The organism is Lysinibacillus sp. RC79 (assembly GCF_041262405.1).
GTDB lineage: Bacteria > Bacillota > Bacilli > Bacillales_A > Planococcaceae > Lysinibacillus.
The window spans coordinates 1-21,576 of the sequence record NZ_JBGCCD010000014.1 but is presented as its reverse complement, the minus strand read 5'-3'; the positions used below and the strand labels follow the sequence as shown (position 1 = coordinate 21,576).

Annotated in this window: 18 protein-coding genes, 15 tRNA genes and 1 pseudogene; 8 read left to right on the top strand and 26 right to left on the bottom strand. The window is 38.4% G+C overall.

Annotated features, from left to right (window positions below; all coding sequences use genetic code 11):
* Positions 1–42: 42 nt before the first annotated feature.
* The 4 genes from ytzI (at position 43) to ABH968_RS14590 (ending at position 1,749) form a co-directional block, all read left to right on the top strand.
* Entirely contained in the window at positions 43–189 is a 147-nt protein-coding gene (gene ytzI, locus ABH968_RS14605) for a YtzI protein (RefSeq protein WP_370045010.1), read from the top strand.
* 70 nt (positions 190–259) lie between these two features.
* Positions 260–421 carry a hypothetical protein gene (locus ABH968_RS14600; RefSeq protein WP_370045009.1) on the top strand — a complete coding sequence of 54 codons (162 nt, stop codon included), beginning with the start codon at positions 260–262 and terminating at the stop codon, positions 419–421.
* Positions 418–651 carry a membrane protein insertion efficiency factor YidD gene (gene yidD, locus ABH968_RS14595; protein WP_370045008.1) on the top strand — a complete coding sequence of 78 codons (234 nt, stop codon included), beginning with the start codon at positions 418–420 and terminating at the stop codon, positions 649–651. Before ABH968_RS14600 ends, yidD begins: the two co-directional genes overlap by 4 nt.
* A gap of 108 nt (positions 652–759) precedes the next feature.
* Positions 760–1,749: a metal ABC transporter solute-binding protein, Zn/Mn family gene (locus tag ABH968_RS14590; protein ID WP_370045006.1), complete on the top strand. Its 990-nt coding sequence runs from the start codon at positions 760–762 to the stop codon at positions 1,747–1,749.
* Here ABH968_RS14590 and ABH968_RS14585 read toward each other — a convergent pair.
* Positions 1,712–2,914 carry a transglutaminase domain-containing protein gene (locus ABH968_RS14585; protein WP_370045005.1) on the bottom strand — a complete coding sequence of 401 codons (1,203 nt, stop codon included), beginning with the start codon at positions 2,912–2,914 and terminating at the stop codon, positions 1,712–1,714. The two genes, ABH968_RS14590 and ABH968_RS14585, sit on opposite strands and share 38 nt — an antisense overlap.
* Before the next feature lie 799 nt (positions 2,915–3,713).
* Between ABH968_RS14585 and ABH968_RS14580 the strand changes: the two genes are divergently transcribed.
* Positions 3,714–4,016 (top strand): 3-isopropylmalate dehydrogenase, encoded by a 303-nt coding sequence (locus tag ABH968_RS14580; RefSeq protein WP_370045003.1) that lies wholly within the window; start codon positions 3,714–3,716, stop codon positions 4,014–4,016.
* A 306-nt stretch (positions 4,017–4,322) separates the two neighbouring features.
* Here the strand turns inward: ABH968_RS14580 and ABH968_RS14575 are convergent, their stop codons facing one another.
* The 5 genes from ABH968_RS14575 to ABH968_RS14555 form a co-directional block, all read right to left on the bottom strand.
* Positions 4,323–5,747 carry an o-succinylbenzoate--CoA ligase gene (locus tag ABH968_RS14575; RefSeq protein ID WP_370045001.1) on the bottom strand — a complete coding sequence of 475 codons (1,425 nt, stop codon included), beginning with the start codon at positions 5,745–5,747 and terminating at the stop codon, positions 4,323–4,325.
* Positions 5,748–6,161: 414 nt separating this feature from the next.
* Entirely contained in the window at positions 6,162–6,980 is an 819-nt protein-coding gene (gene menB / locus ABH968_RS14570) for a 1,4-dihydroxy-2-naphthoyl-CoA synthase (RefSeq protein ID WP_049667407.1), read from the bottom strand.
* Between the two features lie 64 nt (positions 6,981–7,044).
* Positions 7,045–7,854 carry a 2-succinyl-6-hydroxy-2,4-cyclohexadiene-1-carboxylate synthase gene (menH, locus tag ABH968_RS14565; RefSeq protein WP_370044999.1) on the bottom strand — a complete coding sequence of 270 codons (810 nt, stop codon included), beginning with the start codon at positions 7,852–7,854 and terminating at the stop codon, positions 7,045–7,047.
* Positions 7,842–9,566, bottom strand: a complete 1,725-nt coding sequence (gene menD, locus ABH968_RS14560; RefSeq protein ID WP_370044997.1) for a 2-succinyl-5-enolpyruvyl-6-hydroxy-3-cyclohexene-1-carboxylic-acid synthase — start codon at positions 9,564–9,566, stop codon at positions 7,842–7,844. Before menD ends, menH begins: the two co-directional genes overlap by 13 nt.
* A complete protein-coding gene (locus ABH968_RS14555) occupies positions 9,559–10,944 on the bottom strand; it encodes an isochorismate synthase (protein WP_370044996.1) in 1,386 nt (461 codons plus the stop codon). Before ABH968_RS14555 ends, menD begins: the two co-directional genes overlap by 8 nt.
* Positions 10,945–11,369: 425 nt before the next feature.
* Here ABH968_RS14555 and ABH968_RS14550 point away from each other — a divergent pair, with 425 nt between their 5' ends.
* Entirely contained in the window at positions 11,370–12,290 is a 921-nt protein-coding gene (locus ABH968_RS14550) for a 1,4-dihydroxy-2-naphthoate polyprenyltransferase (RefSeq protein ID WP_370044994.1), read from the top strand.
* A gap of 17 nt (positions 12,291–12,307) precedes the next feature.
* Here ABH968_RS14550 and ABH968_RS14545 read toward each other — a convergent pair whose 3' ends face one another.
* The 4 genes from ABH968_RS14545 to dpaL all read right to left on the bottom strand — a co-directional run bounded on the left by ABH968_RS14545 (position 12,308) and on the right by dpaL (position 15,909).
* Entirely contained in the window at positions 12,308–13,234 is a 927-nt protein-coding gene (locus ABH968_RS14545; protein WP_370044993.1) for a dipeptidase, read from the bottom strand.
* Positions 13,235–13,282: 48 nt separating this feature from the next.
* Positions 13,283–13,732: a TraR/DksA C4-type zinc finger protein gene (locus ABH968_RS14540; protein ID WP_370044991.1), complete on the bottom strand. Its 450-nt coding sequence runs from the start codon at positions 13,730–13,732 to the stop codon at positions 13,283–13,285.
* Positions 13,733–13,807: 75 nt separating this feature from the next.
* Positions 13,808–14,566: a MerR family transcriptional regulator gene (locus ABH968_RS14535; RefSeq protein ID WP_370044989.1), complete on the bottom strand. Its 759-nt coding sequence runs from the start codon at positions 14,564–14,566 to the stop codon at positions 13,808–13,810.
* 131 nt (positions 14,567–14,697) lie between these two features.
* Positions 14,698–15,909: a diaminopropionate ammonia-lyase gene (gene dpaL / locus ABH968_RS14530; RefSeq protein WP_370044987.1), complete on the bottom strand. Its 1,212-nt coding sequence runs from the start codon at positions 15,907–15,909 to the stop codon at positions 14,698–14,700.
* Positions 15,910–16,061: 152 nt separating this feature from the next.
* Here dpaL and ABH968_RS14525 point away from each other — a divergent pair, with 152 nt between their 5' ends.
* On the top strand, positions 16,062–16,700 hold the full coding sequence (locus ABH968_RS14525; RefSeq protein ID WP_370044985.1) for an NAD(P)H-binding protein: 639 nt from the start codon (positions 16,062–16,064) through the stop codon (positions 16,698–16,700).
* A gap of 109 nt (positions 16,701–16,809) precedes the next feature.
* Here the strand turns inward: ABH968_RS14525 and ABH968_RS14520 are convergent, their stop codons facing one another.
* Complete coding sequence (locus ABH968_RS14520) at positions 16,810–19,581, bottom strand: S-layer homology domain-containing protein (RefSeq protein WP_370044983.1); 2,772 nt, start codon at positions 19,579–19,581, stop codon at positions 16,810–16,812.
* Positions 19,582–19,928: 347 nt separating this feature from the next.
* On the opposite strand from ABH968_RS14520, the pseudogene ABH968_RS27855 reads away from it, so the two are divergent.
* Positions 19,929–20,053: pseudogene (locus ABH968_RS27855) on the top strand (IS30 family transposase); the annotation flags it as partial.
* A 172-nt stretch (positions 20,054–20,225) separates the two neighbouring features.
* Here ABH968_RS27855 and ABH968_RS14515 read toward each other — a convergent pair.
* The 15 genes from ABH968_RS14515 to ABH968_RS14445 all read right to left on the bottom strand — a co-directional run bounded on the left by ABH968_RS14515 (position 20,226) and on the right by ABH968_RS14445 (position 21,574).
* Positions 20,226–20,297 (bottom strand) — tRNA-Glu (locus ABH968_RS14515).
* A gap of 2 nt (positions 20,298–20,299) precedes the next feature.
* A tRNA-Ser gene (locus tag ABH968_RS14510) sits at positions 20,300–20,390 on the bottom strand.
* A gap of 9 nt (positions 20,391–20,399) precedes the next feature.
* A tRNA-Asn gene (locus tag ABH968_RS14505) sits at positions 20,400–20,476 on the bottom strand.
* Between the two features lie 4 nt (positions 20,477–20,480).
* Positions 20,481–20,557: transfer RNA gene (locus ABH968_RS14500), tRNA-Ile, on the bottom strand.
* 1 nt (position 20,558) lies between these two features.
* Positions 20,559–20,632, bottom strand: a tRNA-Gly gene (locus ABH968_RS14495).
* 3 nt (positions 20,633–20,635) lie between these two features.
* A tRNA-Phe gene (locus ABH968_RS14490) sits at positions 20,636–20,711 on the bottom strand.
* Between the two features lie 16 nt (positions 20,712–20,727).
* Positions 20,728–20,803 (bottom strand) — tRNA-Asp (locus tag ABH968_RS14485).
* Positions 20,804–20,807: 4 nt separating this feature from the next.
* Positions 20,808–20,882 (bottom strand) — tRNA-Met (locus ABH968_RS14480).
* A 49-nt stretch (positions 20,883–20,931) separates the two neighbouring features.
* Positions 20,932–21,024: transfer RNA gene (locus ABH968_RS14475), tRNA-Ser, on the bottom strand.
* A gap of 15 nt (positions 21,025–21,039) precedes the next feature.
* Positions 21,040–21,116 (bottom strand) — tRNA-Ile (locus ABH968_RS14470).
* A 7-nt stretch (positions 21,117–21,123) separates the two neighbouring features.
* Positions 21,124–21,197, bottom strand: a tRNA-Met gene (locus tag ABH968_RS14465).
* 26 nt (positions 21,198–21,223) lie between these two features.
* Positions 21,224–21,299, bottom strand: a tRNA-Ala gene (locus tag ABH968_RS14460).
* Between the two features lie 6 nt (positions 21,300–21,305).
* Positions 21,306–21,382 (bottom strand) — tRNA-Pro (locus ABH968_RS14455).
* Positions 21,383–21,395: 13 nt separating this feature from the next.
* A tRNA-Arg gene (locus ABH968_RS14450) sits at positions 21,396–21,472 on the bottom strand.
* Between the two features lie 19 nt (positions 21,473–21,491).
* A tRNA-Leu gene (locus tag ABH968_RS14445) sits at positions 21,492–21,574 on the bottom strand.
* Between the last annotated feature and the right edge of the window lie 2 nt (positions 21,575–21,576).

Here is a 21,576-nt window from a genome sequence, read left to right as displayed (position 1 = left end):
AATTTATAATAGGAAGTATGAATAAGGAACGGAGTGAATGCCATGAGTTTAATCACACTCTTAGTTGTAGCAGCAATCATCGTTATTTTAGTAACGGTCGCGACTATTTTAAGTGTCAATCGTGCGTATGCTTTTAAACATACAGTTGATGAAAAACCACAGAAAAGCTTTCATCAAGATGATGACTAGTTCAATTTCTACATTTTTTCAAGAGATTCTTTTATAATATTATTAACAAATAGAATTTGGAGTGAACGCAATGGGAGTACCATTACCAATAATTATTATGATCGCAATGATGATGCTTATGTTTGGCGTTTCTGTCATTGTCTTATTGAAGAAAAAAGGCAATTTCTTTACACAAACTATCGATGCTAAGCCTAAACAAATCAACGCTCAACAAAAGGATAAACAAATATGAAATATCCCTTTATATGGCTCATTAAGTTTTACAGAAAATTTATATCACCCATGACGCCACCATCTTGTCGCTTCCATCCTACTTGCTCCTCCTATGGACTTGAAGCTTTTCAAAAACACGGTGCCATTAAAGGATGCTATTTAACGATTAAACGTATATCAAAATGCCATCCATTCCATCCAGGTGGCTTTGATCCAGTACCTGAAAAATGGCCTTCGAAAAAGAATTAATTTTCGAGGGTCATTTTTTCTTGTACTTTTTTCTGATGTGCGTTATTATAGGAACTGTTCTAAAAAACAAATCGTAATGATTACTATTTGAAAGAGGTATGCTATAAGATGAAAAAAGTATGTTTGTTATTTTTAGTTGCAGTCCTTGCCCTATTTACTGCTGCCTGTGGGAATAAATCAACAACATCCAAACAGTCAGAGACAAAGGATAAATTAACAATTTACACAACTGTTTATCCATTAAGTTATTTTGCACAACGAATTGGTGGCGATTTTGTAGAGGTTTCTTCTATTTATCCTGCTGGCGCCAATGAGCACACATTTGAGCCAACACAAAAGGATATGATGAAATTAGCAGATGCTAATATATTTTTCTATATCGGCTTAGGTCTCGAAGGCTTTGTTGAAAATGCTAAAAAAACTCTAGCTAATGAAGATGTAACAATGGTGGCTACTGCAGATCAGGTTTCAGATGAAAAATTAGCTTTGAGCACAGGTCATACACATGATGATGAAGAGGAAGCACATCATGATCATGAAGACGGACACGATGATCATGATCACGGTAATGTAGATCCACATGTATGGCTATCACCAACTATCAGTCAAGACTTAGCACTTTCCATTAAAAACACTCTAGTTAAAAAAATGCCAGAACAAGAGGCTACATTTACAGCTAACTACGAGGCATTAGTAAAAGAACTTCAAGATTTAGATAGCGAATATAAAGCAATGGCTGATAAAGCGCAAGAGAAGACGTTCTTCGTATCACATGCAGCATTTGGCTATATCGCGGGACAATACGGCTTAAAGCAAGTTCCAATAGCCGGTTTAAACTCACAAAATGAGCCTTCTCAAAAAGAACTTACGGCGATTGTTGATAAAGCAAATGATTTGCATATTCACTACATTTTATTCGAGCAAAATGTCTCTTCTAAATTAGCCGAGGTTATCCAAAAAGAGGTTGGAGCAGAGTCTCTTGTCTTGCACAATTTAAGCGTTTTAACAACAGATGATGTCAAGAATAATGAGACTTACTTCACCCTTATGAAGAAAAATATTAAAACTTTAAATACTGCATTAAACGCTCACAAATAAAGTAAGGAGGTGCCCTGAACATCGTATGGGGCACCTCCTTTATTATGACATACTTTTCTTGTGGCATTCGTTTTTCCGCTCTATAAATACTAATTAGCCCTTTTTTCTTATCGACAGCATTTTGTATTATCTTTCGATTCGCCTTTACTTGGGCTGTATTACTTTCTAAAATGATTGGTTCCCATTCATTAAGATGTACCTGAACACTCTTATCGCTTTTATGACCTTTCAAAAGCACTGTAGGCTGTTCTATTAATGGCTTTACTATTTGTTTATTTTTACTTAAAACGGACAGCCCTTTATCAAAGGTAAACTGATTATCCATGATTGGTTTTGTAAGAACTTCAACCTTACTCGTTTTTTGTAAATCAATATAGGCTTCGCTTGTAGCGGCTGGGAAACTCGTATAGTCCCAAGAGTGATCCTGTGCTAATTGGCGATCAGAAACTAAAAAATAATTATAAAGTACCTCCCCCTTACGATCAGGCAATGGATCATCCCACGTAACATCGATATGATACCATGCATTATCAAGCTTCACTAAGACCCAGGCGTGTAGCTGTCCCCCTACTTTTCCTGGTACATATTGTACCTCAAAGCCTAGCATCTCTAGCATTCGATAAAGCACCAAAGCATATGCCTGACAAACTCCCTTGTTTTCCGTAAGCAATGTGTAGGGAGAATATTGACTTCCTTTCGTTTCCTTTGAATATTCAGCAGATAGAACGATAAAATCATGTGCAGCCTGTATTTTCTGCAATTCGCTTAATCCATGCATAGGTGCAATAATATTCGCCAAAGTTTGTTCTACAAATGCCTCCTCTTCCTGTGAAATATGATAGGTAAACTCAAATGTAATGACAATATTATTGGCATAACCATCATATTTCCATTTAAAACTAGAAATATTGGCGTAAATATATGGATCCTTAATAGCATGTTTAATTAGCTCAGATAGTTCATCTTTTATTTCGGATGTATTACCAGTATAACGAATGTCAAATTCAGTAGATAATTGCATGACTTGTTTTTGAATTAAATGTTGTAGTGTTTCTATTGAATTGGCAGTTGCAATATTCTTTTGTTCATAGTTTGCGAATACTTGCACATGACTCATTTGTAGAACAAATAATATAATGACAACATTATATATATATTTTCTCATATGAGCCATTCTCCTTTAATAACTAGTTTATGCCTGTCATTTCTTATTATGTTAATGAATGATTAATTTAATCCTAAAAGTTTACTAAAAATGATTCTTAAAACGAATAAAAGAGGCCTTCTACTCTGGAACATTAAAGATAAGTAATGATACAAGATAATTGATTACTATCAGTGGAGCCGTACGTAGCAGAAAATCAAAAACGATGGAAAGCCAACCAATATGAAGAGTTTCAATAAGACTACGGGTATTTAACAAAGATGATAATCAAGGTGTGCAATGTTGATTCGTGCCCGTTCAAATAACAAGCATATAGTGGTCATTCTTATACCAAAGGAGGTTTATGATGGAACTAAAAGAAAAAATAGCTTAGAGTTTGCAAAAAGCTATTCTGGCTAACCGTAAAGCATTGGAGCGTTTAGTTGACGATGGTCAGCTTAAAAAATCAGAGGATAACAAAAAATATCATAAAAAAACAGATAAATAATGATTGTATACTTATGGAGCTATTCTTATTCTGTCATGGTTTGACTCATTTCACACAAATGCAGGAATGAATAAGACGGCATCCATCATATAAGTGGATGCCGTCTTAATGTTTAGTAACATTAAAGTTGCTTAATTTACAATAAAGTCCTTTAAAACATAATAAAGTTGTTTAATTCTTATTGAACTAACTGCGCAGTTTAGCTCCATAACAACTGATGATAGTGTTCTTAGAAAAAACTGTATAATCTACAGCTTTAATTACATTTATTGTATATAATAGTTAAAGGTTGAATTGAAAAGAGGGAGTTAAATGAATAGTTTTTTCTTAATACTTATAGGCTTTTTTATCGTTATTGCAAATATTATTGGGTTTATATCCTACAAAAAAAAGAAAAATCTTTATTTTGCTGCTTTTACAATATTGCTATTGGCAGTTTCATTCGCGGGTATCGGCGGTGCATTAGCACTATTTATTATTCGTGATGCTTTTGCAATATTTTATGGTATGCAAGTAGGATACTATTTAATAATAAATAGTGTCATCGTTTTTTTAATTGCAATTTTAGCAACTGTAATTAAAAAATATAGAGCAACAGAAAAATGTAATTCATGATATATCCAACTAACAGGGGCTTTATTCCAATAAGAATTAAACAACTTTTTTAATGATTTTTGAATGCAAATGCCTTTAAATGTATAAAAATTATCGAGTGTCATGCCATAAGGTATATGCCAAGTGAAGTGGTTGATTGGAGTGGAGACTGGGCGACTCCTTGGGGATTAGCGTCACAGATGAGACCCTGGAGCGAGCCTATAGAGGAACGGAAATCAACCCTCGTTTTGCCGAAGAGCCTTACTTTGTAATGTTTTTCAACAACACGAAAAGAAGCCATCTTACAATGAAGGCTTCTTTTTGTTATTAGTCCATTAATTTTCGACGAAGTAGCTTGTTGGCACCGTTTCGAGGGAGCTCGTCCGTAACAATAATTTCTTTTGGTATTTTATATTTAGCAAGCTTCTTTTGACAAAATGCTTGTATTTGCTCTACCTGTACTTCTTCTTTTAATACAACAAAGGCGATTGGTACCTGCCCCCACGCATCGTCATCAATGCCGCATACTCCCGCTTCCTTAACAGCAGGATGTGTAAGTAGCACATTTTCGATTTCAGCAGGATAAATATTTTCGCCACCTGAAATAATTAAATCCGCCCGACGATCAATGACAAATAAATAACCTTCTTCATCTATATAACCAATATCCCCAGTATGAAGCCAGCCATCAATCGTTGCGCCTTTTTGGGCAAAACGACCAATGTACCCTGGTGTAACATGTGGGCCACGAATGCAAATTTCCCCTTCACCATTGTCATTCGGCTCAGCAATGCGAATTTGATTAAAAAATAGTGGTTTTCCCGCAGAACCAATTTTTTGCATCGCATCTTCATTTGCTAATGTTGCCGTTTGTGATGAAGTTTCTGTCATACCATACGTTTGAGCTATAGCTAAATTTAATGCATGAGCTCTCTTTAAATAATCTACTGGCACAGGTCCACCACCCGCTAGCATCATTTTAAATTTTGGTGAAGCTTGCGCGTTTTTCTGTTCAAGGGTATGTAGAATCCTTTCCAATGTGACAGCGACTACTGACATATGTGTAACCTCGCCATCCATTATTTTTTTGGAAATGGCTGCTGCATCAAACTGATCATATAAATGCACTTTATTACCGTACAATAGTGAGCGCACTAAAATAGAAAAGCCACTAATATGAAAAAGTGGTACAGCACATAACCAAGTATCCTCCGCATGCAAACCTATATTTAAAACGGAGGCCGTTGCACTTGCCTGGTGATTTCCAACTGTTTGACAAACGCCCTTTGGAAAACCAGTCGTACCAGATGTATACATAATCGATGTTGTTTGGTTTAAAGACCATTCTTTCGTAATATCAATAGCCACTTCTGTACTTTTTTCTATAGTAGAAAATAAATAATAAGACGTCTGTGATGGTAATTTTTCTATATCCTCATCTGCAATTAATACCGCCAAAGCCCCTGAATCCTCTAGCTGATAGGCAATTTCATCCTGTGTTAGCCTACGATTTAGCATGACCATTTCACATTGTAAATGCATACACGCGTACATCATAATGACCAAGGAAGGCTTACTCGGCCCCATTATGGCAATACGGTCCCCTTGCTTAATATCCAGTGCTGTAAGTTGACGAGCACGTTTTAACGATAAATCATTTAATTCTTGAAATGTCCAAGTCTGCCCATTATATGTTAAACCGTTTCGTAAAGGTGTTAAATACGCTCGCTGTAAAATCCAATTTAGATACATCTCGTTATTCCTCCAATCAGCCTTAATCTTACCGCTTTATCGCATCATCCGTCTATTTGTTAGTTTGACGAGATATGTCCATGAGGTAATCCGTTCTTTTGAAAAGTCTATTCGGTGCTCTGACATGGTTTTCTGCCGCTAAAGCATGGGGTTCCGACGCTAAAGCATAGGGCTCCGACGCTAAAGCATAGGGTTCCGACGCTAAAGCATAGGGCTCCGACGCTAAAGCATAGGGTTCCGACGCTAAAGCATAGGGTTCCGACGCTAAAGCATGGGGTTCCGACGCTAAAACATGGGCTTCCGCCGCTAAGCCGTAAATTTCCGTCGCTCTAGCAAGTCTATCCGTCTTGCCCCTTTAGATATACAAAAAGCTCGTATCTCATTAAGATACGAGCCGTTCAACGCTTCAGATAATCAAGGAAATCTTGGGAATTGACCGAAATCTGGTTGACGTTTTTCTTTGAATGCGTCACGACCTTCTTTAGCTTCATCTGTTGTGTAGTAAAGAAGAGTAGCGTCGCCAGCCATTTGTTGAAGACCAGCTAAACCGTCTGTATCTGCATTCATTGCTGCTTTTAAGAAGCGTAGAGCAGTTGGGGACATTTGTAGCATTTCTTCACACCATTGTACAGTTTCATCTTCTAATTGCTCATAAGGAACAACTGTGTTAACTAATCCCATATCAAGTGCTTGCTGTGCATCATATTGACGGCAAAGGAACCAAATTTCACGCGCCTTTTTATGACCGATAATACGTGCAAGATAGCCTGAGCCATAACCAGCATCGAATGAACCAACTTTTGGTCCAGTTTGTCCAAAGCGAGCGTTATCAGCAGCAATTGTTAAGTCACAGACAACGTGTAATACGTGTCCTCCACCGATTGCATAACCTGCAACCATCGCTACTACAGGTTTTGGAATAACACGGATTAAACGTTGTAAATCAAGAACGTTTAGACGTGGGATCTCATCTTCACCAACGTAGCCGCCATGGCCGCGTACTTTTTGGTCTCCACCTGAACAGAAGGCATGCTCACCTTCACCAGTTAAAATGATAGCTCCAACATTTTTATCATCACGTGCACGTGAAAAAGCATCGATCATTTCCATTACCGTTTTTGGTCGGAATGCGTTGCGCACTTCTGGACGGTTAATCGTAATTTTTGCGATACCGTTATAGAACTCATACTTAATGTCTTCATAAGTATGTAAACTAGTCCATTGACGTGTCATTGAATTGCCTCCTAATAATTAAATTCGTCTCGTTCAAAATCGAGGCGATAACGTAAAAATAACATTACGTTAAATACTCCTCTACTATTGTAGCAAACTCAGCGGGATTTTCCACATGAATTGCATGTCCAGTGTCATTTACTGTCGTATGCTTGGCATTTTTTAATAACGCTTTCATTTCTAGTGCGATTTTACAAAATTTCTCATCTAGTGAGCCTGTCATTAAAAGCACAGGAAATTCAAGCTTCTCCAATGCCATCCAATTCGATGGCTGACTTCCTGTACCAATGCCTCGTAAGCTACCTGCCAAGCCTTCTTCCTTCTGAGAAAGTCGTTCGAACCTAATCGCTTCTTGCACATTGTGTGATAAACACTTTTGAGATTCAAACAAAGGAATGTTTTCCCATGAATTGACAAATGATAACAATCCATTACTAATTATTTTTTCAGCAAGAGCGTTATCCCTCTCACAACGTTCAGAACGTTCCTTTGCAGTTCGTAAACCTGGCGAAGCACTTTCTAAAATTAGCTTTTCAATGCTTTCAGGGTAGGAGTTTGCATACGATAATGCAACTCTCCCACCCATTGAATAGCCTAGCAGCGTAAATTTCTTAAGCTCTAACTGGCAAAAAACTTCCTCTAAATCTTGGATTTGCTCTTGCATAGAAAAACGGCTAATTTGCTGAGGTATAGCGGTTTGACCATGTCCAATTAAATCAATGGCAATAACTCGTACACTAGGTAGAGCTTTCGCTAAATTCCGCCATGTAGCCGTACTACCTGTAAAACCATGCAATGCAACGAGCGTTTGCTCCGCTTCTTCATTCCAGATTTCCAAGTTCGTTACAAGCCCTCGAATCATTAGCTTTGCCATGCTTTTAACCCCGCATTAATGCGATTCCACAGTGCCCGATGCGCATACACATTTTCCTCTCGATTCGTGAAAATTTCAATTAAGCGCATTGGTCGTTTTTTCATCGTAGTGAACTTTACTGATAGCTCTGAAATATCATCTACTCGTATATAATCCATATCGTACATATTGGCAATATCATGGAATTTAAGGGCAGTTGGCGTACCAAATAAATCTTCATAATGTGCCTCAACTGTAGATTGTGGTAAATAAGAGAAAATACCGCCGCCATCATTATTCATAACGATTATTGTTAGGTTGCATTCCTGGTATCTTGAAGCAATTAGCCCGTTGACATCATGTAAAAAGGCTAAATCGCCAATAAGCAAGTAGGTTTCTCGGTTATTTCCTTGACTAAAGCCCATTGCAGTCGATACGACGCCATCAATACCATTCGTTCCACGATTCGCGACAATACGAAGATCCTTCTGTGTCGCCATTAAAAATGTATCAATATCACGCACTGGCATACTGCTACTAACAAAAATATCACTGCCATTAGGAATCATTTTAAGTAATCGACTTACCATTGCTCCCTCATCAATCGCACCATCAGAATAGTGTTCAATATACTCTAGTGCTATATCATTAGCATCTTGCCACTCAGCTAAATACGCTGCTTCTAATGCTGTTTCAGAGACTTCTAATTGCGTGAACCACTCACCAATACTTGCATGAACAAAATGAGTAGACACACCTGTAGCATCACGGAACATCGGATCTTCATCGACAACAATATAAGCATTTGGCTGAGATTTAGTAATAAATTGCATGATAAATTTAGAAACTGGCTGTGCTCCTAAACGTAGTACCGTATCTGGTTCAACTAATGCTTTAAAGTCTTCACTTTTCATAATTGCATCGTACGTCGTGATCATATAAGGTAGACAATCCTCAGGGACAGAAGACCGCATATTGGATAAACTCTCGACAATGACCGGCCATTTTAATTGGCGAATAAACTTCCATATAATAGTTAAATCCGTGCCGAGCGGTAGCTCACCAATAATAACAAAGCCTCTTTTAGTTGCACGTAAAATCTCCGATAGCTCTTGTTGAGTCGCCATTGAAGGTATTAACTGACCCATACTACTGTGCTTAAATGTCGCTTCTGGAAGTTCCTCTCGAAAATCAATCAACAAAGGTTCTCTAAACGGTACATTAATATGCACTGGTCCAAATGGTGCACTCATTGCAATCGCTACCGCACGTGCAATATGGCGCTCGATAAACGGCAATGTTGGTGCGGCACCATCTGCCAAAGGGAAATCCACGCTCCATTTGACATTTGTACCATATAAATTCGGCTGATTAATAGCCTGTGGTGCACCCACCTCTCGCAATTCATGTGGACGATCAGCTGTGATGACAATTAACGGTACACGAGCATAGCTTGCTTCAACAATGGCAGGAAAATAGTTTGCCGCAGCTGTTCCCGATGTGCATAAAAGAACAACAGGTTTTGCTGTAGCCTTTGCAATTCCTAGCGCAAAAAAGGCAGCCGATCGCTCATCAACCTGACGATACATATGGAGCTGTTTCGTTGAAGCAAATGCATAAGCTAAAGGTGTCGAACGTGAGCCAGGGCTGACTACAACGTTTTCAACACCAGCTTGCACTAGTGATGCTACCATTTTATAAACATAATCCGTTAACATTTCTCGTTCACTCATGTAATTTTCCTCCTAGCGCGCGAAGCATTGGACGGAATTTCACTAATGTTTCCTCATATTCAGATTGTGGCTCTGAATCTGCTACTATACCGCCACCAGCATATAAATAAGCTTTATCCTTAAGTAAAGCAGCCGAACGAATGGCCACTGCAAATTCCCCATTGCCTTCAGCATCTACCCAACCAATTGGAGCTGCGTAAAGTCCACGATTCATCGGCTCATACTTACGTATAGCTGCCATTGCCTCTTTTCTTGGCACACCACCTAAAGCTGGCGTTGGATGTAAAGACTTTGTCAGTTGTAATATGGTTGCCTCATTATTCAACTGACCTTCAACAGGTGTATATAAATGTTGTATATCTCTAATCTTTAGTAAGCGAGGACTATTTGGTACTTTCATCTCCACACAATTTTTACGGAATGTTTCCGCAATCATATCGACAACATATTGATGCTCGCCACCATTTTTCGAATCATTTAATAAGCTTTGTCCATAGGCTTCATCTTCCTCTGCTGTCTTACCACGTTTAATAGATCCTGCAACACAAGATGAAAAGGCGCGGCCCTTTTCTACTTTTACAAGACGTTCAGGGGACGCACCAAAGAACAATAATTCTTGACGTTCTAAACCAAATAAATAGCTCTCTGGCTGCTCATGAATAATTTGTGATAGTACCTGTGGTGAAGAAACTTCTTCTTTAAATTGCAATGCTAGCGAGCGTGCAATAACAACTTTATCTGCCTTCTTCTGCTTAATCAATGCTGTTACTTGGTCAATTGACGCTAAATATGGCTCCTTATATGGCTCAAAATAACTTGTGATTTCAGGCTTTGAATACGTTTTCACTTCTTTTACTTGAGCAGCATGAATTAAATGATCTCGCTCTTTACGTAACGCGTCAAACTGAGACTCTGCCTGTCCATTTTTTGAAATAAGATGGATACTTACAAACGCTTTGTCATCACGTATGACAAGCTGATATGTTGCGAGCGCAAAAAAAGCCTCTGGAAAGTCTGTCCACTCCCCAGCAACATTATTTTGTGGATCGAATGTAAATCCGCCAAACAAAATTGGCTGTAGCTCACTTTGTCCCTTAACACCGTTTTTCGTTAAGCTTTTCCATTCAGCTTCTATTGCATCGTAGCGATCATTTTTGGCGTTATTTTGAATCGTATAGGCATGTCCTAGCCCTATTAATGTCATTGTTTTTTCTCTATTTTGCCAATAAAATCGTTCACCTTTATAATGCTCCTCACCCGCTGCATAAAATGCGAGCGCCGATAAGCGACTTACTTCAATTGTTTCCATATAAAAATGAAGGCTTTGGCCCAAAGAGTCCACTTCTACCTCTGTGGCTTGGTACCACTTCTGTTGCATGAAAATTACCTCCGTTGTTGCAATGTACATAATGAATGACGCACGGTATGTTTTGTACACGTTCTACACTTTCAGTCATAAATATCAACTGCTTTGGCTTTTCTTTAACATAAATTGACCAAAACTTTGCATTATGAAGTGAGCGTTTGTACTTTTTCCACATCATATTTCTTTTGCTTTAACTTCTTTCAGCGGGTGTTTGGAAACCCCTGAAAGAAGTTAAAATAGCCGTCATTTTTTAATTGCTAGCCTATTTTTCGTACTGTTGCTATTATCTTAATTATTGTTTTCAGTTCATAAATGCATGTTCTATTGTATCATTTTTTTTACCTGAACTGTATGTAATAAGCTGTGAACCTACCCATTTTCTCATTCTTCGTATAAAATAAGAATAGTCTACAACATTTGAAGGAGAGAAAGACCTTATGACCAAAGTCATTGAAGCTGATAGGGGTTTTAAAGTTTGGTGGCATTTAACACGTCCACATACTTTAACCGCTTCATTCGTTCCAGTATTTTTAGGAACAGCGATTGCCTTAGCAATTGAAAAACAAACCATTGATTTCGGACTATTTTTTGCAATGCTCATTGCAAGTATGCTTATACAAGCGGCAACAAATATGTTCAATGAATATTACGATTACAAATTAGGATTAGACAATGAAAATTCTGTCGGTATCGGCGGTACGATTGTGCGTCACGGTGTTCAACCAAAAACAATTATGATGATTGCCTTAAGCTTTTATGCAATCGCTATGCTGCTTGGCATTTACATATGTGCCTCTACCTCTTGGTGGCTTGCTGCTGTCGGGCTTGTTTGTATGCTTGTTGGTTTTTTATATACTGGAGGACCTTACCCAATAGCCTATTCACCATTCGGAGAACTTGTATCTGGTGCTGTTATGGGAATGGGTATTGTCTTAATCGCCTTTTATATTCAAACACTTACAATAACATTTGATGCTGTTTTGCTTTCAGTACCAAGTATGATTTTAGTTGGGGCGATCATGCTGTCCAACAATATCCGTGATATCGTTGGCGATATAGAGGGTGGTCGAAGAACGCTTGCTATTTTAGTAGGCCGAGACAATGGCATTACTGTGCTATCTGGATTTTTTATCGTTTCGTACTTATGGGTAATCGCTCTTGTAGCAATTGATGGTATTACCTTTTGGGCTCTAATCATTTTCTTAAGCGTTCCAAAACCACTTCGTGCGATTCAAATTTTCCGCGACAAAAAAGAAGCGAAAGAAGTTATGCCTGCGATGAAATTTACAGCGCAAACAAATACATTCTTCGGCTTCCTCTTAGGAATCGGTTTATTAATTCAATATTTCTTGTATTAAATAAAAATGCAGCAGCCTTAACGGGCTGCTGCATTTTTAACATAACATCTAAAATTTTCACTCGCAATACCACGAACTTCTTCGATTGAAAAATGTTCACGTAATGCCTCTAACAAATTTTGTACCTCTCCTGCGTGTGCTAAACCTTTTACAGTAGCATCTATTCCATCGAAATCTGAACCTAGTCCAAGGTGCTCTATTCCTACTATATTCGCCAGATGCTTCACATGCGCTACTAAATCATCCATCGTAGCATTGTCATGGATAAAAGGCGGGTAGTAAACGACATGAATATGCCCTCCATGCTTGACTAGTGCTTTTGCCTGAGCATCCGTTAAATTTCTTGAATGATCACAAATTGCACGTGCATTACTATGGCTCGCAATGATATGTTTTGCTAGTGGCAAGACATCCCAGAAACTCTGTTCATTTAAATGGGAAACATCGATAATAATATCTCTCTCATTTAGCAAGTTTATAACCTCTTTACCAAATGGTTTTAAACCAAGGCTTGCATCCTGTTCAGCACCGTGAGCCACAGCATTTTCTTCATTCCACGTCAGGCCAACAAGCTTTACGCCTGCATCTAAGATTGCTGAAAGCTTTGCTAAATCTTCACCAATTGGACCACAGCCCTCTAAGCTTAAAATTGCACCAATTTCATGCGGAGCTAAAGTATCTAATTGCGGCCAATCCGTAATATGCACCATGCCCTCAGTTTGTAATACATGTGTATGGAAGGCTTCAATTTGCCGCACTGCCTCTAAAAATTGCATACTTTGCGGAATTTTAGGATTAATAAAAATAGCAAATACTTGTGCCTTAACCCGCCCTAATTGTAATCTCTGATGATTGGCTTGCAAACGTACATCATCTTCAAATTTTGCCGCTTCTAAAGTTGTTAATTTCAATAGAGCATCGCAGTGTAAATCAATTATGTCCATATTCTCACCCCATACAGCTATTATACTGCCTGTGAGCGAAAATGCTTACTAACTTTTATCTTGAGGTGTATCAGAAGAGCCAAATTCCTCAAGTTCTATGAAATCATCCGATCTTGGCGTAGAAGACAACACATCTTCCTCTACTGGCCTTAAATTATCCTCTTTGTGCTCTGCATGCTCAACACATGTCAATGCTTTTGGCATAGCTTCTAAGCGACCAATAGGAATCTCTTCACCACATACAGCACATTTACCATACGTACCGTCCTCCATCGCTTGTAGTGCAGCCTTTATTTCTTCAGCCTCGTCACCCCGGTGCTCATCAATCGCCATTTCCGTTAGCTGATCTGTTAAATCACTCGCATTGTCAGCTGGATGATTATCATAATTAGATAGCTCTGTCGCTTGTGGACGCTCTGATTCCTCAAGTTGTTGTTCTATTTCCTGTAGTTCCTGCTCTAATTGCTTTTTTAACTTTTCCATTACTTGTGGGTTCAAAAAAATCTCCTCCTCATGCCTTCATTTTTTCCTAAATTAATATTTCTAAAACATGAAAGCATGAGGAGTAATCACTTATTTTATATAATTAATGATGGCATCATGTAAAAATTGTGCTGCCCCTTTAGAAACACGCTCATCGTAATATGCTGAAAAACGTTCATCCGCTATATACATCTGAGCTATACCCGCATGTGCCTCTTTAGAATATTGTGACCATGTGAAGCTAAGCCAGCGCTTATGAAGCTCTGCTACCTCCATTGCCACATCATTGTTCGTATCGCCGATTTCCATCGCTTCTTTTAAACGATCAAATAATTGCTGTTCTAGCTGCTGCATTGCTTCATACTGTTCCTCTGTCATATTCATTAGCTTTGCATTTGATGCATCAACCGTTTTGTCACCATATTTTGCACGAATTTCTTGACCATATTGCTTTTCATTTTCCGCGATTAGTTTCTCTTTAAGTCCATTAAATTTCTCTTCATTTGCCATTGGTTGTTCCTCCTCAATAGATTGAATGGTTTTTTCCACTGTTTGTAATATCTTCTCCAGCTGCTCCTTGCGTGTCAGTAAAGCAGCACGATGGGTTTTGAGTGCCTCTGTATGTTGGAAATCAGGTGCTTGAATAATTTCCTTAATTGTTGCTAGCTTCATATCTAATGCTCTATAAAATAAGATTTGCTGGAGCATATCAACTTCAAATTGTCCGTAAAATCGATAGCCCGCCTCATTCGTTCTTGCAGGCTTCAGTAATCCAATTTCATCGTAATAACGCAGTGTTCTTGTGCTAACCCCGGATAATTGAGCAAGCTCTTGAATTGTATATTCCAAATTTTCCACCTCCACTAAAGCTACTGTAAATCTTTACGCAACGTTAAGGTCAAGAAAAAAATCAAAAAATTTGGCTCATAATGAAAAAGCAAACTAGAACATTTTAGCCGTTAGTTTGCTCTTTCCTTCAATTAAATTTTTGCATACTTGCCATGCCACACAATATTTCTGTAGTTATCTACATCTGTGTCACCTTCAGTATTAATAAACAAAACTCGAGAATTTTCATCTAATTGCAATGTATCCTTCAGCTTTGTATATTGCTCATTCGTCATCAATTCATAGAAACATCCAACTGGGGCAGCTCCCGATTCTCCAGCGATAATTCGTGCATCTGTTGCTAGCGGATTTCCTAGAATGCGCATACCTGTTGCAGCAACTTCCTCGTCACAGCAAATACTTACCTTCGTATAAGCCTTTAACAGGTCCCAAGCAAATGGATTCGGCTCACCACAAGCAAGGCCTGCCATAATTGTTTGCATCTCTCCACCAACCGTTACAAACTGCTCAGCACCTGCCTTAAAACTTTCATAATAGCAATTCGCTGCAAAAGGCTCAACTAAGACAAATGTAATTTTTTGCTCATAATATTGTTGTAAGAAAGCTACAACTGCACCTGCAAAAGATCCGACCCCGGCTTGTAAAAATACATGGGTAGGTGCTTTTTCTAACTGCTCAGCGACTTCTTTTATTAGTGTTGTATAGCCTTGCATAATCCATAAAGGAATTTCCTCATAGCCTTCCCACATCGTATCCTGAATAACGACCCATCCATTTTCTATTGCTAGTTGTGATGTATAACGAACTGTATCATCATAATTCATTGTCGTTATTTCAGCATACACACCTTCATTTTTAATATTTTGGAGGCGCTCCTCTGCACTACCAGCTGGCATATAAATGCGGGCTTTCAAACCAAGCTCTCTAGCAGCCCAAGCCACTCCACGACCATGATTGCCATCTGTCGTTGAAATAAACGTTAAGTCCCCAAGCTGCTCCTTTACTTCTGGTGATTTAAGCTCCTCAAACGATAGCTCATCAATATTCCTACCTAACTTTTTGGCAACGTACTGCCCAATTGCATAAACGCCACCTAATACTTTAAATGTATTTAAGCCAAATCGATAAGATTCATCTTTTACAAAAATACTTCGTACCCCAACTAATGATGCAAAAGCATTTAAGCTACGTAATGGAGTGCTTTCAAACTTCTCATATGTACGCTGAAATCTCCCAACACGATTTACTTGTTCCGGTGAAAAATGACGTAGAAAAGGTACTACTTGTTCTACGTTCTTCTGTAACAAATATTGCTGGTTGTTACTCCACAATAGTTTTCCCATCCATATCCCCCTAGCTTTTGTTCTATTTTCATCTTAGCTTATAGAATCACAAAACAAAACGATATTACATACTTTAGTAAAAAAAGAAAAATTTGAATCTTATTGATGAGTTTTATCGTATATCTACTAGTATATTTAATTGGAGGCATATAATGGAAAATTCCTATAAGATAGCGATAATTGGAGGAACAGGGAAAGTAGGAAGACATATAGCAACTCATGCAATACAAAAAGGCTATCATGTTCGGATGCTTGTTAGAAATCCTGAAAAGTTACTGTATAAAAATGATGCAATTGAAATAGTGAAAGGGCAAGTACAGGATATAGAAAACATCCAAGAACTTCTTAAAGATTGCCAAGTTGTTATTAATACATTTGGTCAACCAACTAAAGAGGAACCTATGTATAGCAAAGTTACAAATAATATTTTTAAGGTGATGAATGATTTAAACATTAGTCGTTATATAGGTGTTTCCGGTGGTTCTCTTACGATTAAAGAGGACAAAAAAAGCATAATGAATCGTTTTGGAGCAAAGTTATTTGAAGTTTTCTTTTCGAAAATGATGAAGGATAAAAAAACGGAATGGGAATTTTTATTAAATAATACACATATCAAATGGACATTAATTAGATTGCCTTTTGTAAAAGATAGCTTAACATCTAATCAGATAAAGGAAAACCTTACTGATATGCCTGGTACAAAAATTACGAATCAAGATATAGCCACTTTTATTATTGATCATATGGATAATGCAAAGTATGTGCACAAAGCACCGTTTATCTCCCATTAATGTGAGCAATAAAATGACATAGAAAAATAGCATGCTGAGTATATATCTAGCATGCTATTTTTTATTGTGTAAAGACAAATATTATGGGAATCTTGTTAATCTCTTTTATTTATCTTTGTACTGTAATTGTTTGGGAAGTGAAATCCAATTTATTTCCGTTGACATCCGTAATCGCATTACTTTGGGATGCTTGAATTGTAACGGTTCTACCGTTTTCAAATAAATTTCCATTCTGAGGTATTGTAATTTTCACTCTATCACTGCCCTGCCAAGAGGTATCTGCTGCTACCCAAGAACCATTCACTGTAATATCAAAATCCTTAGCTTTAACGTTCGATATTGGCTCATTGAAAGTAAGCTCTAATGTATTTACACTGCTAGCATAAGCATATACGAACTTTGGTGCAGTATTTTCTATAAGATCAACTGTTGCTCGCACCTCGTCGAATGATTCAATAGAGTTTGCTGCTCTTAAGCCTTTAATCGTGATAGTACGTAGGCCACTAAAAGAAGTCGAATCTTTTTTCAATGTGAGCTTAATCCGATTTAAATTGGAGCCCTCTACAATTGCACTCTCTACCTGAGCACTATCAATACTATAATTTTGAACGTTTTGAGCAAGTGCTGGATCAACAGGATAATTGAAATTTAAATAAACAATATTATTATCTTTTATAGATTTATCTGTTGCAGATGTTTGAATTGCATTGGTCGGTAATAATGCAAGTTTTTTATTATTTATACTTAAATCACCATTACGTGTAAACTTAACATTTTGCGCTTCAGTGACTGGCACTCCGTATAAATTTGTAACATTAGATAAATTTAATTTGCCTTCGTAAAGAGCTCCCTTTGTATCATGACCAAGTAGCAATCCTGCCATTTTAACACGCAATTTCGTAGGTTGATCTTTTACGATCTGAATCTCACTTTGAGATCCTATTGATACCTCATACAAAATGTAGTTATTCATATAACTTCCAGTAAATGATGCTCTTGCGTTAGCTCCTAACTGTACTGGTTTATCGAAAGTTAATTGTATATATTCTACACTATCCTCGTAAACAATTTCAGAATTCATTAGGGCAGGCGCTTTGTCATCTCTTATAAAGTTATACACTGTTGAGAATGTTGCCGTTTCACCTGATAAGTCGGTAATTACACGACCAGGGGCTGTCCCAATTGTTGTATTTCCTTGAAGCGAGCGATCTACCGTAACATTGAATAAACGACCATTTTTCGGATCTTTCTCTACAGTATTCACCGAAATTGAAGTCTGACCGCTTTTTATTGAAAGATCATCTCGATAAAGTGGTTGAATATCCTCTGAGAACAATAGCTGGAACGTATTTGGTCCAGTTTGTGTTACAGAAGATAGTGTCGGCGGAACTCCATCCTTATCTCCCTTTTTCACTGTTACGGTAGAAGAGTTTGGTGAAATTATGTTCCCTGCTAAATCTGCTGCCCCTACGAATGTAATTTGGATAGTTGTACTAGGAGCTAAATAAACACCATTTACTGTTGCAGCTGATAAATCAAAAGTCGCTTCAGTTGCGTTTTGCTCAATGCTCCCTACTATATTCGCTACCTTTGTACCATTTGGTAATGTAAATTGAATGCGTTCATTTGGGAATGCTGCCATTGGCTTAGAGAACTTTACTTTAACGATTGAAGTATTGTTTCCTTGCGTTGTTCCTAAAATCGTAGGCGATTGTGTATCTCCCGCAATAACAAAGTTCGCATCTACTTTTTGAAGCACTAAGCCCTTTTCAGATTTGATGTTATTAAACACATAACGATGTGTACCTTTTAATGGCTCATTCATTGTAAAGATAATTGATTTTCGATCTGCACTGATTTCTGTTTTCACTACAGGTAGTACTTTTAAAGTATCCACATTAGAGAAAGCTACAACATTATCCTGTAATTTCCCATCTGCTTTTAGCACAGACAGTGGGTCAATTGCTTGGTTGAAAACAACTTTAATCTGAGAGGCATTAATCCCCTCAATTGATTGTACATTTAGCTCATTGACTTCATATGTAACAACAGCGGAATATGGTTTGTCATTAATTTTAAAATCTACCTTCGTCTCCACATTTTCAGTAAGCGGCTTTGCTAATGTTACCTTATGGCTATTCCCATCTGTTAATGTTACCTGTAGTGTATTTGCATCTACAACTTTAACTGTTTGGATGGACACTACAGGACCTTTTACAATGTCACTGATATTCGTCATCGAACGATGTAAAAATGACGCAAATTGACCACGTGTTAGTGTGTTTTTCGGATTAAATGTTTTTACATTTGTAATTTTTGCATATTCTAATGCGATGATGGCTTCACGATTTTCTGTTGAAGCTACTTTTAAATCTGTAATAGAAGATTTAAAGTTTTCTTTTTTATACATCGCAATTAAATCGATATCGTAAACTTTTTCTATCGCACGTACTAAAATAGAAGCCATTTGTTCACGTGAGATATTCTCGGAAGGTAATAACTTATTGTTAGTCCCTTTGAAAATGCCAGTATCATTTATAAGCGCAGCATATTGTAGTAATTCTTTATCTTTTGAAGATGTAGGCAAATCTGTAAAACGTACTTTTTTATTGTAGTCTGCTGGCACTTGGAAGTGTTCTGATACAAGCCATTTTCCTAAAAATTTCGTTACATTGCCTTTCGTAAGTACCCCGTTTGGCTTAAACGAACCGTCTGGATATCCACCTACAATTTTTGCATCTGCTAGTGCCAAAATGGCATCTTTATGGTCACTTTTTGCAATATCTGTAAAGTTAGCAGCACTTGCAGTAGGAACAACAGCTGCAGCAACCAATGCAGCAGATGCTGTACTCATAATCCATTTACTCTTCTTTTTATTCACATTTATAACCTCCTACGAATTCTATTCATTCTCATTATAAAAGAAAGATAGATTTATTCCAAAGGATATACCAATATTATAGTGATTTTCCATGGATTATTTGTCCAACAAATAGAGAGCACAAAGCAAATATTAATTATATTTAGTTTTTTCTTGAATTGCATAATTTTATTGACTTATTTTTGATAGAGACGAGGATCTTAAGGTATGGTTTTTAGCTGCTTTTTGAGATAGTTTAGAGCCAAGGTTAAATGAGGGTTATACACGATTGTCTCTAAACGTGATAAGCAAAAGAATGTTGTCACATTTATCGAATGAATGACACGTATGAATTAGCAAAATCGATGGAACGGGCTATTCTATCTGCAACAGCAGATCGACGGAAAGGAATTTTCGCTGTTATCAAGTGTCAGAGGAAGAATTGAAAAATGATTTCTATTTTGCAGATGCCTATTCTTCCTGGCAGCGTGGAGGGTAATGAGAATAGGAAAAGCATATACAATTTTATAAGTTATTAGAGGAAAAATGAATCGAAGCCTAACACTAATTTAATAATGCCTTGTTAGATTAAAGGGCAAATTTTGACAAAGTATCATAAAAAAAATGCAGTAGATGTAAGTTACATCTACTGCATCATTTTAGTATGACCCGTACGGGATTCGAACCCGTGTTACCGCCGTGAAAGGGCGGTGTCTTAACCACTTGACCAACGGGCCAATGGCGGAGAAGGAGGGATTTGAACCCTCGCGCCGGTTACCCGACCTACACCCTTAGCAGGGGCGCCTCTTCAGCCTCTTGAGTACTTCCCCACAAAAAAATGGCTCCGAAGGCAGGACTCGAACCTGCGACAACCTGATTAACAGTCAGGTGCTACTACCAACTGAGCTACTTCGGAATAATGGTGGGCCTAAATGGACTCGAACCATCGACCTCACGCTTATCAGGCGTGCGCTCTAACCAGCTGAGCTATAGGCCCTTGGAGCGGGTGATGAGAATCGAACTCACGACATCAGCTTGGAAGGCTGAGGTTTTACCATTAAACTACACCCGCATATGGTGGGTCAGGACGGAATCGAACCGCCGACACTTAGAGCTTCAATCTAATGCTCTACCAACTGAGCTACTGACCCATATTTTTTAAAAAAATGGCGGTCCCGACCGGGATCGAACCGGCGATCTCCTGCGTGACAGGCAGGCATGTTAACCGCTACACCACGGGACCATTTTGGTTGCGGGGGCCGGATTTGAACCAACGACCTTCGGGTTATGAGCCCGACGAGCTACCACTGCTCCACCCCGCGTTAATAATATATTCTTTTCGAGTTTTTCAAGCACCATTTAAATATAAACTGGAGGAGGTAGAGGGATTCGAACCCCCGCGCGGTGTTACCCGCCTGTCGGTTTTCAAGACCGATCCCTTCAGCCAGACTTGGGTATACCTCCGTAATATTATATAAATGGTGGACCTTGCAGGACTCGAACCTGCGACCGGACGGTTATGAGCCGTCTGCTCTAACCAACTGAGCTAAAGGTCCTTTAAGATGGCGGCAGAGGGGATCGAACCCCCGACCTTACGGGTATGAACCGTACGCTCTAGCCAGCTGAGCTACGCCGCCAGGATCTTTATACTGGTTATCTTTTATGGTGGAGCCTAGCGGGATCGAACCGCTGACCTCCTGCGTGCAAGGCAGGCGCTCTCCCAGCTGAGCTAAGGCCCCATAAAATGGTCGGAATGACAGGATTCGAACCTACGACCCCTTGGTCCCAAACCAAGTGCTCTACCAAGCTGAGCTACATTCCGATAAATATTAATTTGGCGCGCCCGGCAGGAGTCGAACCCACAACCTTCTGATCCGTAGTCAGACGCTCTATCCAATTGAGCTACGGGCGCTAATTATTGAAATAAAAAATGGTGCCGAGGGCCGGAATCGAACCGGCACGGTAGTCACCTACCGCAGGATTTTAAGTCCTGTGCGTCTGCCAGTTCCGCCACCC

Excerpts from the sequence above, each read along its gene's own strand:
- ABH968_RS14600 (WP_370045009.1), top strand. The coding sequence starts at position 260 with ATGGGAGTACCATTACCAATAATTATTATGATCGCAATGATGATGCTT.
- menH (WP_370044999.1), bottom strand. The coding sequence starts at position 7,854 with ATGGCAAAGCTAATGATTCGAGGGCTTGTAACGAACTTGGAAATCTGG.
- ABH968_RS14550 (WP_370044994.1), top strand. The coding sequence starts at position 11,370 with ATGACCAAAGTCATTGAAGCTGATAGGGGTTTTAAAGTTTGGTGGCAT.
- ABH968_RS14590 (WP_370045006.1), top strand. The coding sequence starts at position 760 with ATGAAAAAAGTATGTTTGTTATTTTTAGTTGCAGTCCTTGCCCTATTT.
- menB (WP_049667407.1), bottom strand. The coding sequence starts at position 6,980 with ATGACACGTCAATGGACTAGTTTACATACTTATGAAGACATTAAGTAT.
- ABH968_RS14580 (WP_370045003.1), top strand. The coding sequence starts at position 3,714 with ATGAATAGTTTTTTCTTAATACTTATAGGCTTTTTTATCGTTATTGCA.
- ABH968_RS14575 (WP_370045001.1), bottom strand. The coding sequence starts at position 5,747 with ATGTATCTAAATTGGATTTTACAGCGAGCGTATTTAACACCTTTACGA.
- dpaL (WP_370044987.1), bottom strand. The coding sequence starts at position 15,909 with ATGGGAAAACTATTGTGGAGTAACAACCAGCAATATTTGTTACAGAAG.
- ABH968_RS14545 (WP_370044993.1), bottom strand. The coding sequence starts at position 13,234 with ATGGACATAATTGATTTACACTGCGATGCTCTATTGAAATTAACAACT.
- ABH968_RS14555 (WP_370044996.1), bottom strand. The coding sequence starts at position 10,944 with ATGCAACAGAAGTGGTACCAAGCCACAGAGGTAGAAGTGGACTCTTTG.
- yidD (WP_370045008.1), top strand. The coding sequence starts at position 418 with ATGAAATATCCCTTTATATGGCTCATTAAGTTTTACAGAAAATTTATA.
- menD (WP_370044997.1), bottom strand. The coding sequence starts at position 9,566 with ATGAGTGAACGAGAAATGTTAACGGATTATGTTTATAAAATGGTAGCA.
- ytzI (WP_370045010.1), top strand. The coding sequence starts at position 43 with ATGAGTTTAATCACACTCTTAGTTGTAGCAGCAATCATCGTTATTTTA.
- ABH968_RS14585 (WP_370045005.1), bottom strand. The coding sequence starts at position 2,914 with ATGAGAAAATATATATATAATGTTGTCATTATATTATTTGTTCTACAA.
- ABH968_RS14525 (WP_370044985.1), top strand. The coding sequence starts at position 16,062 with ATGGAAAATTCCTATAAGATAGCGATAATTGGAGGAACAGGGAAAGTA.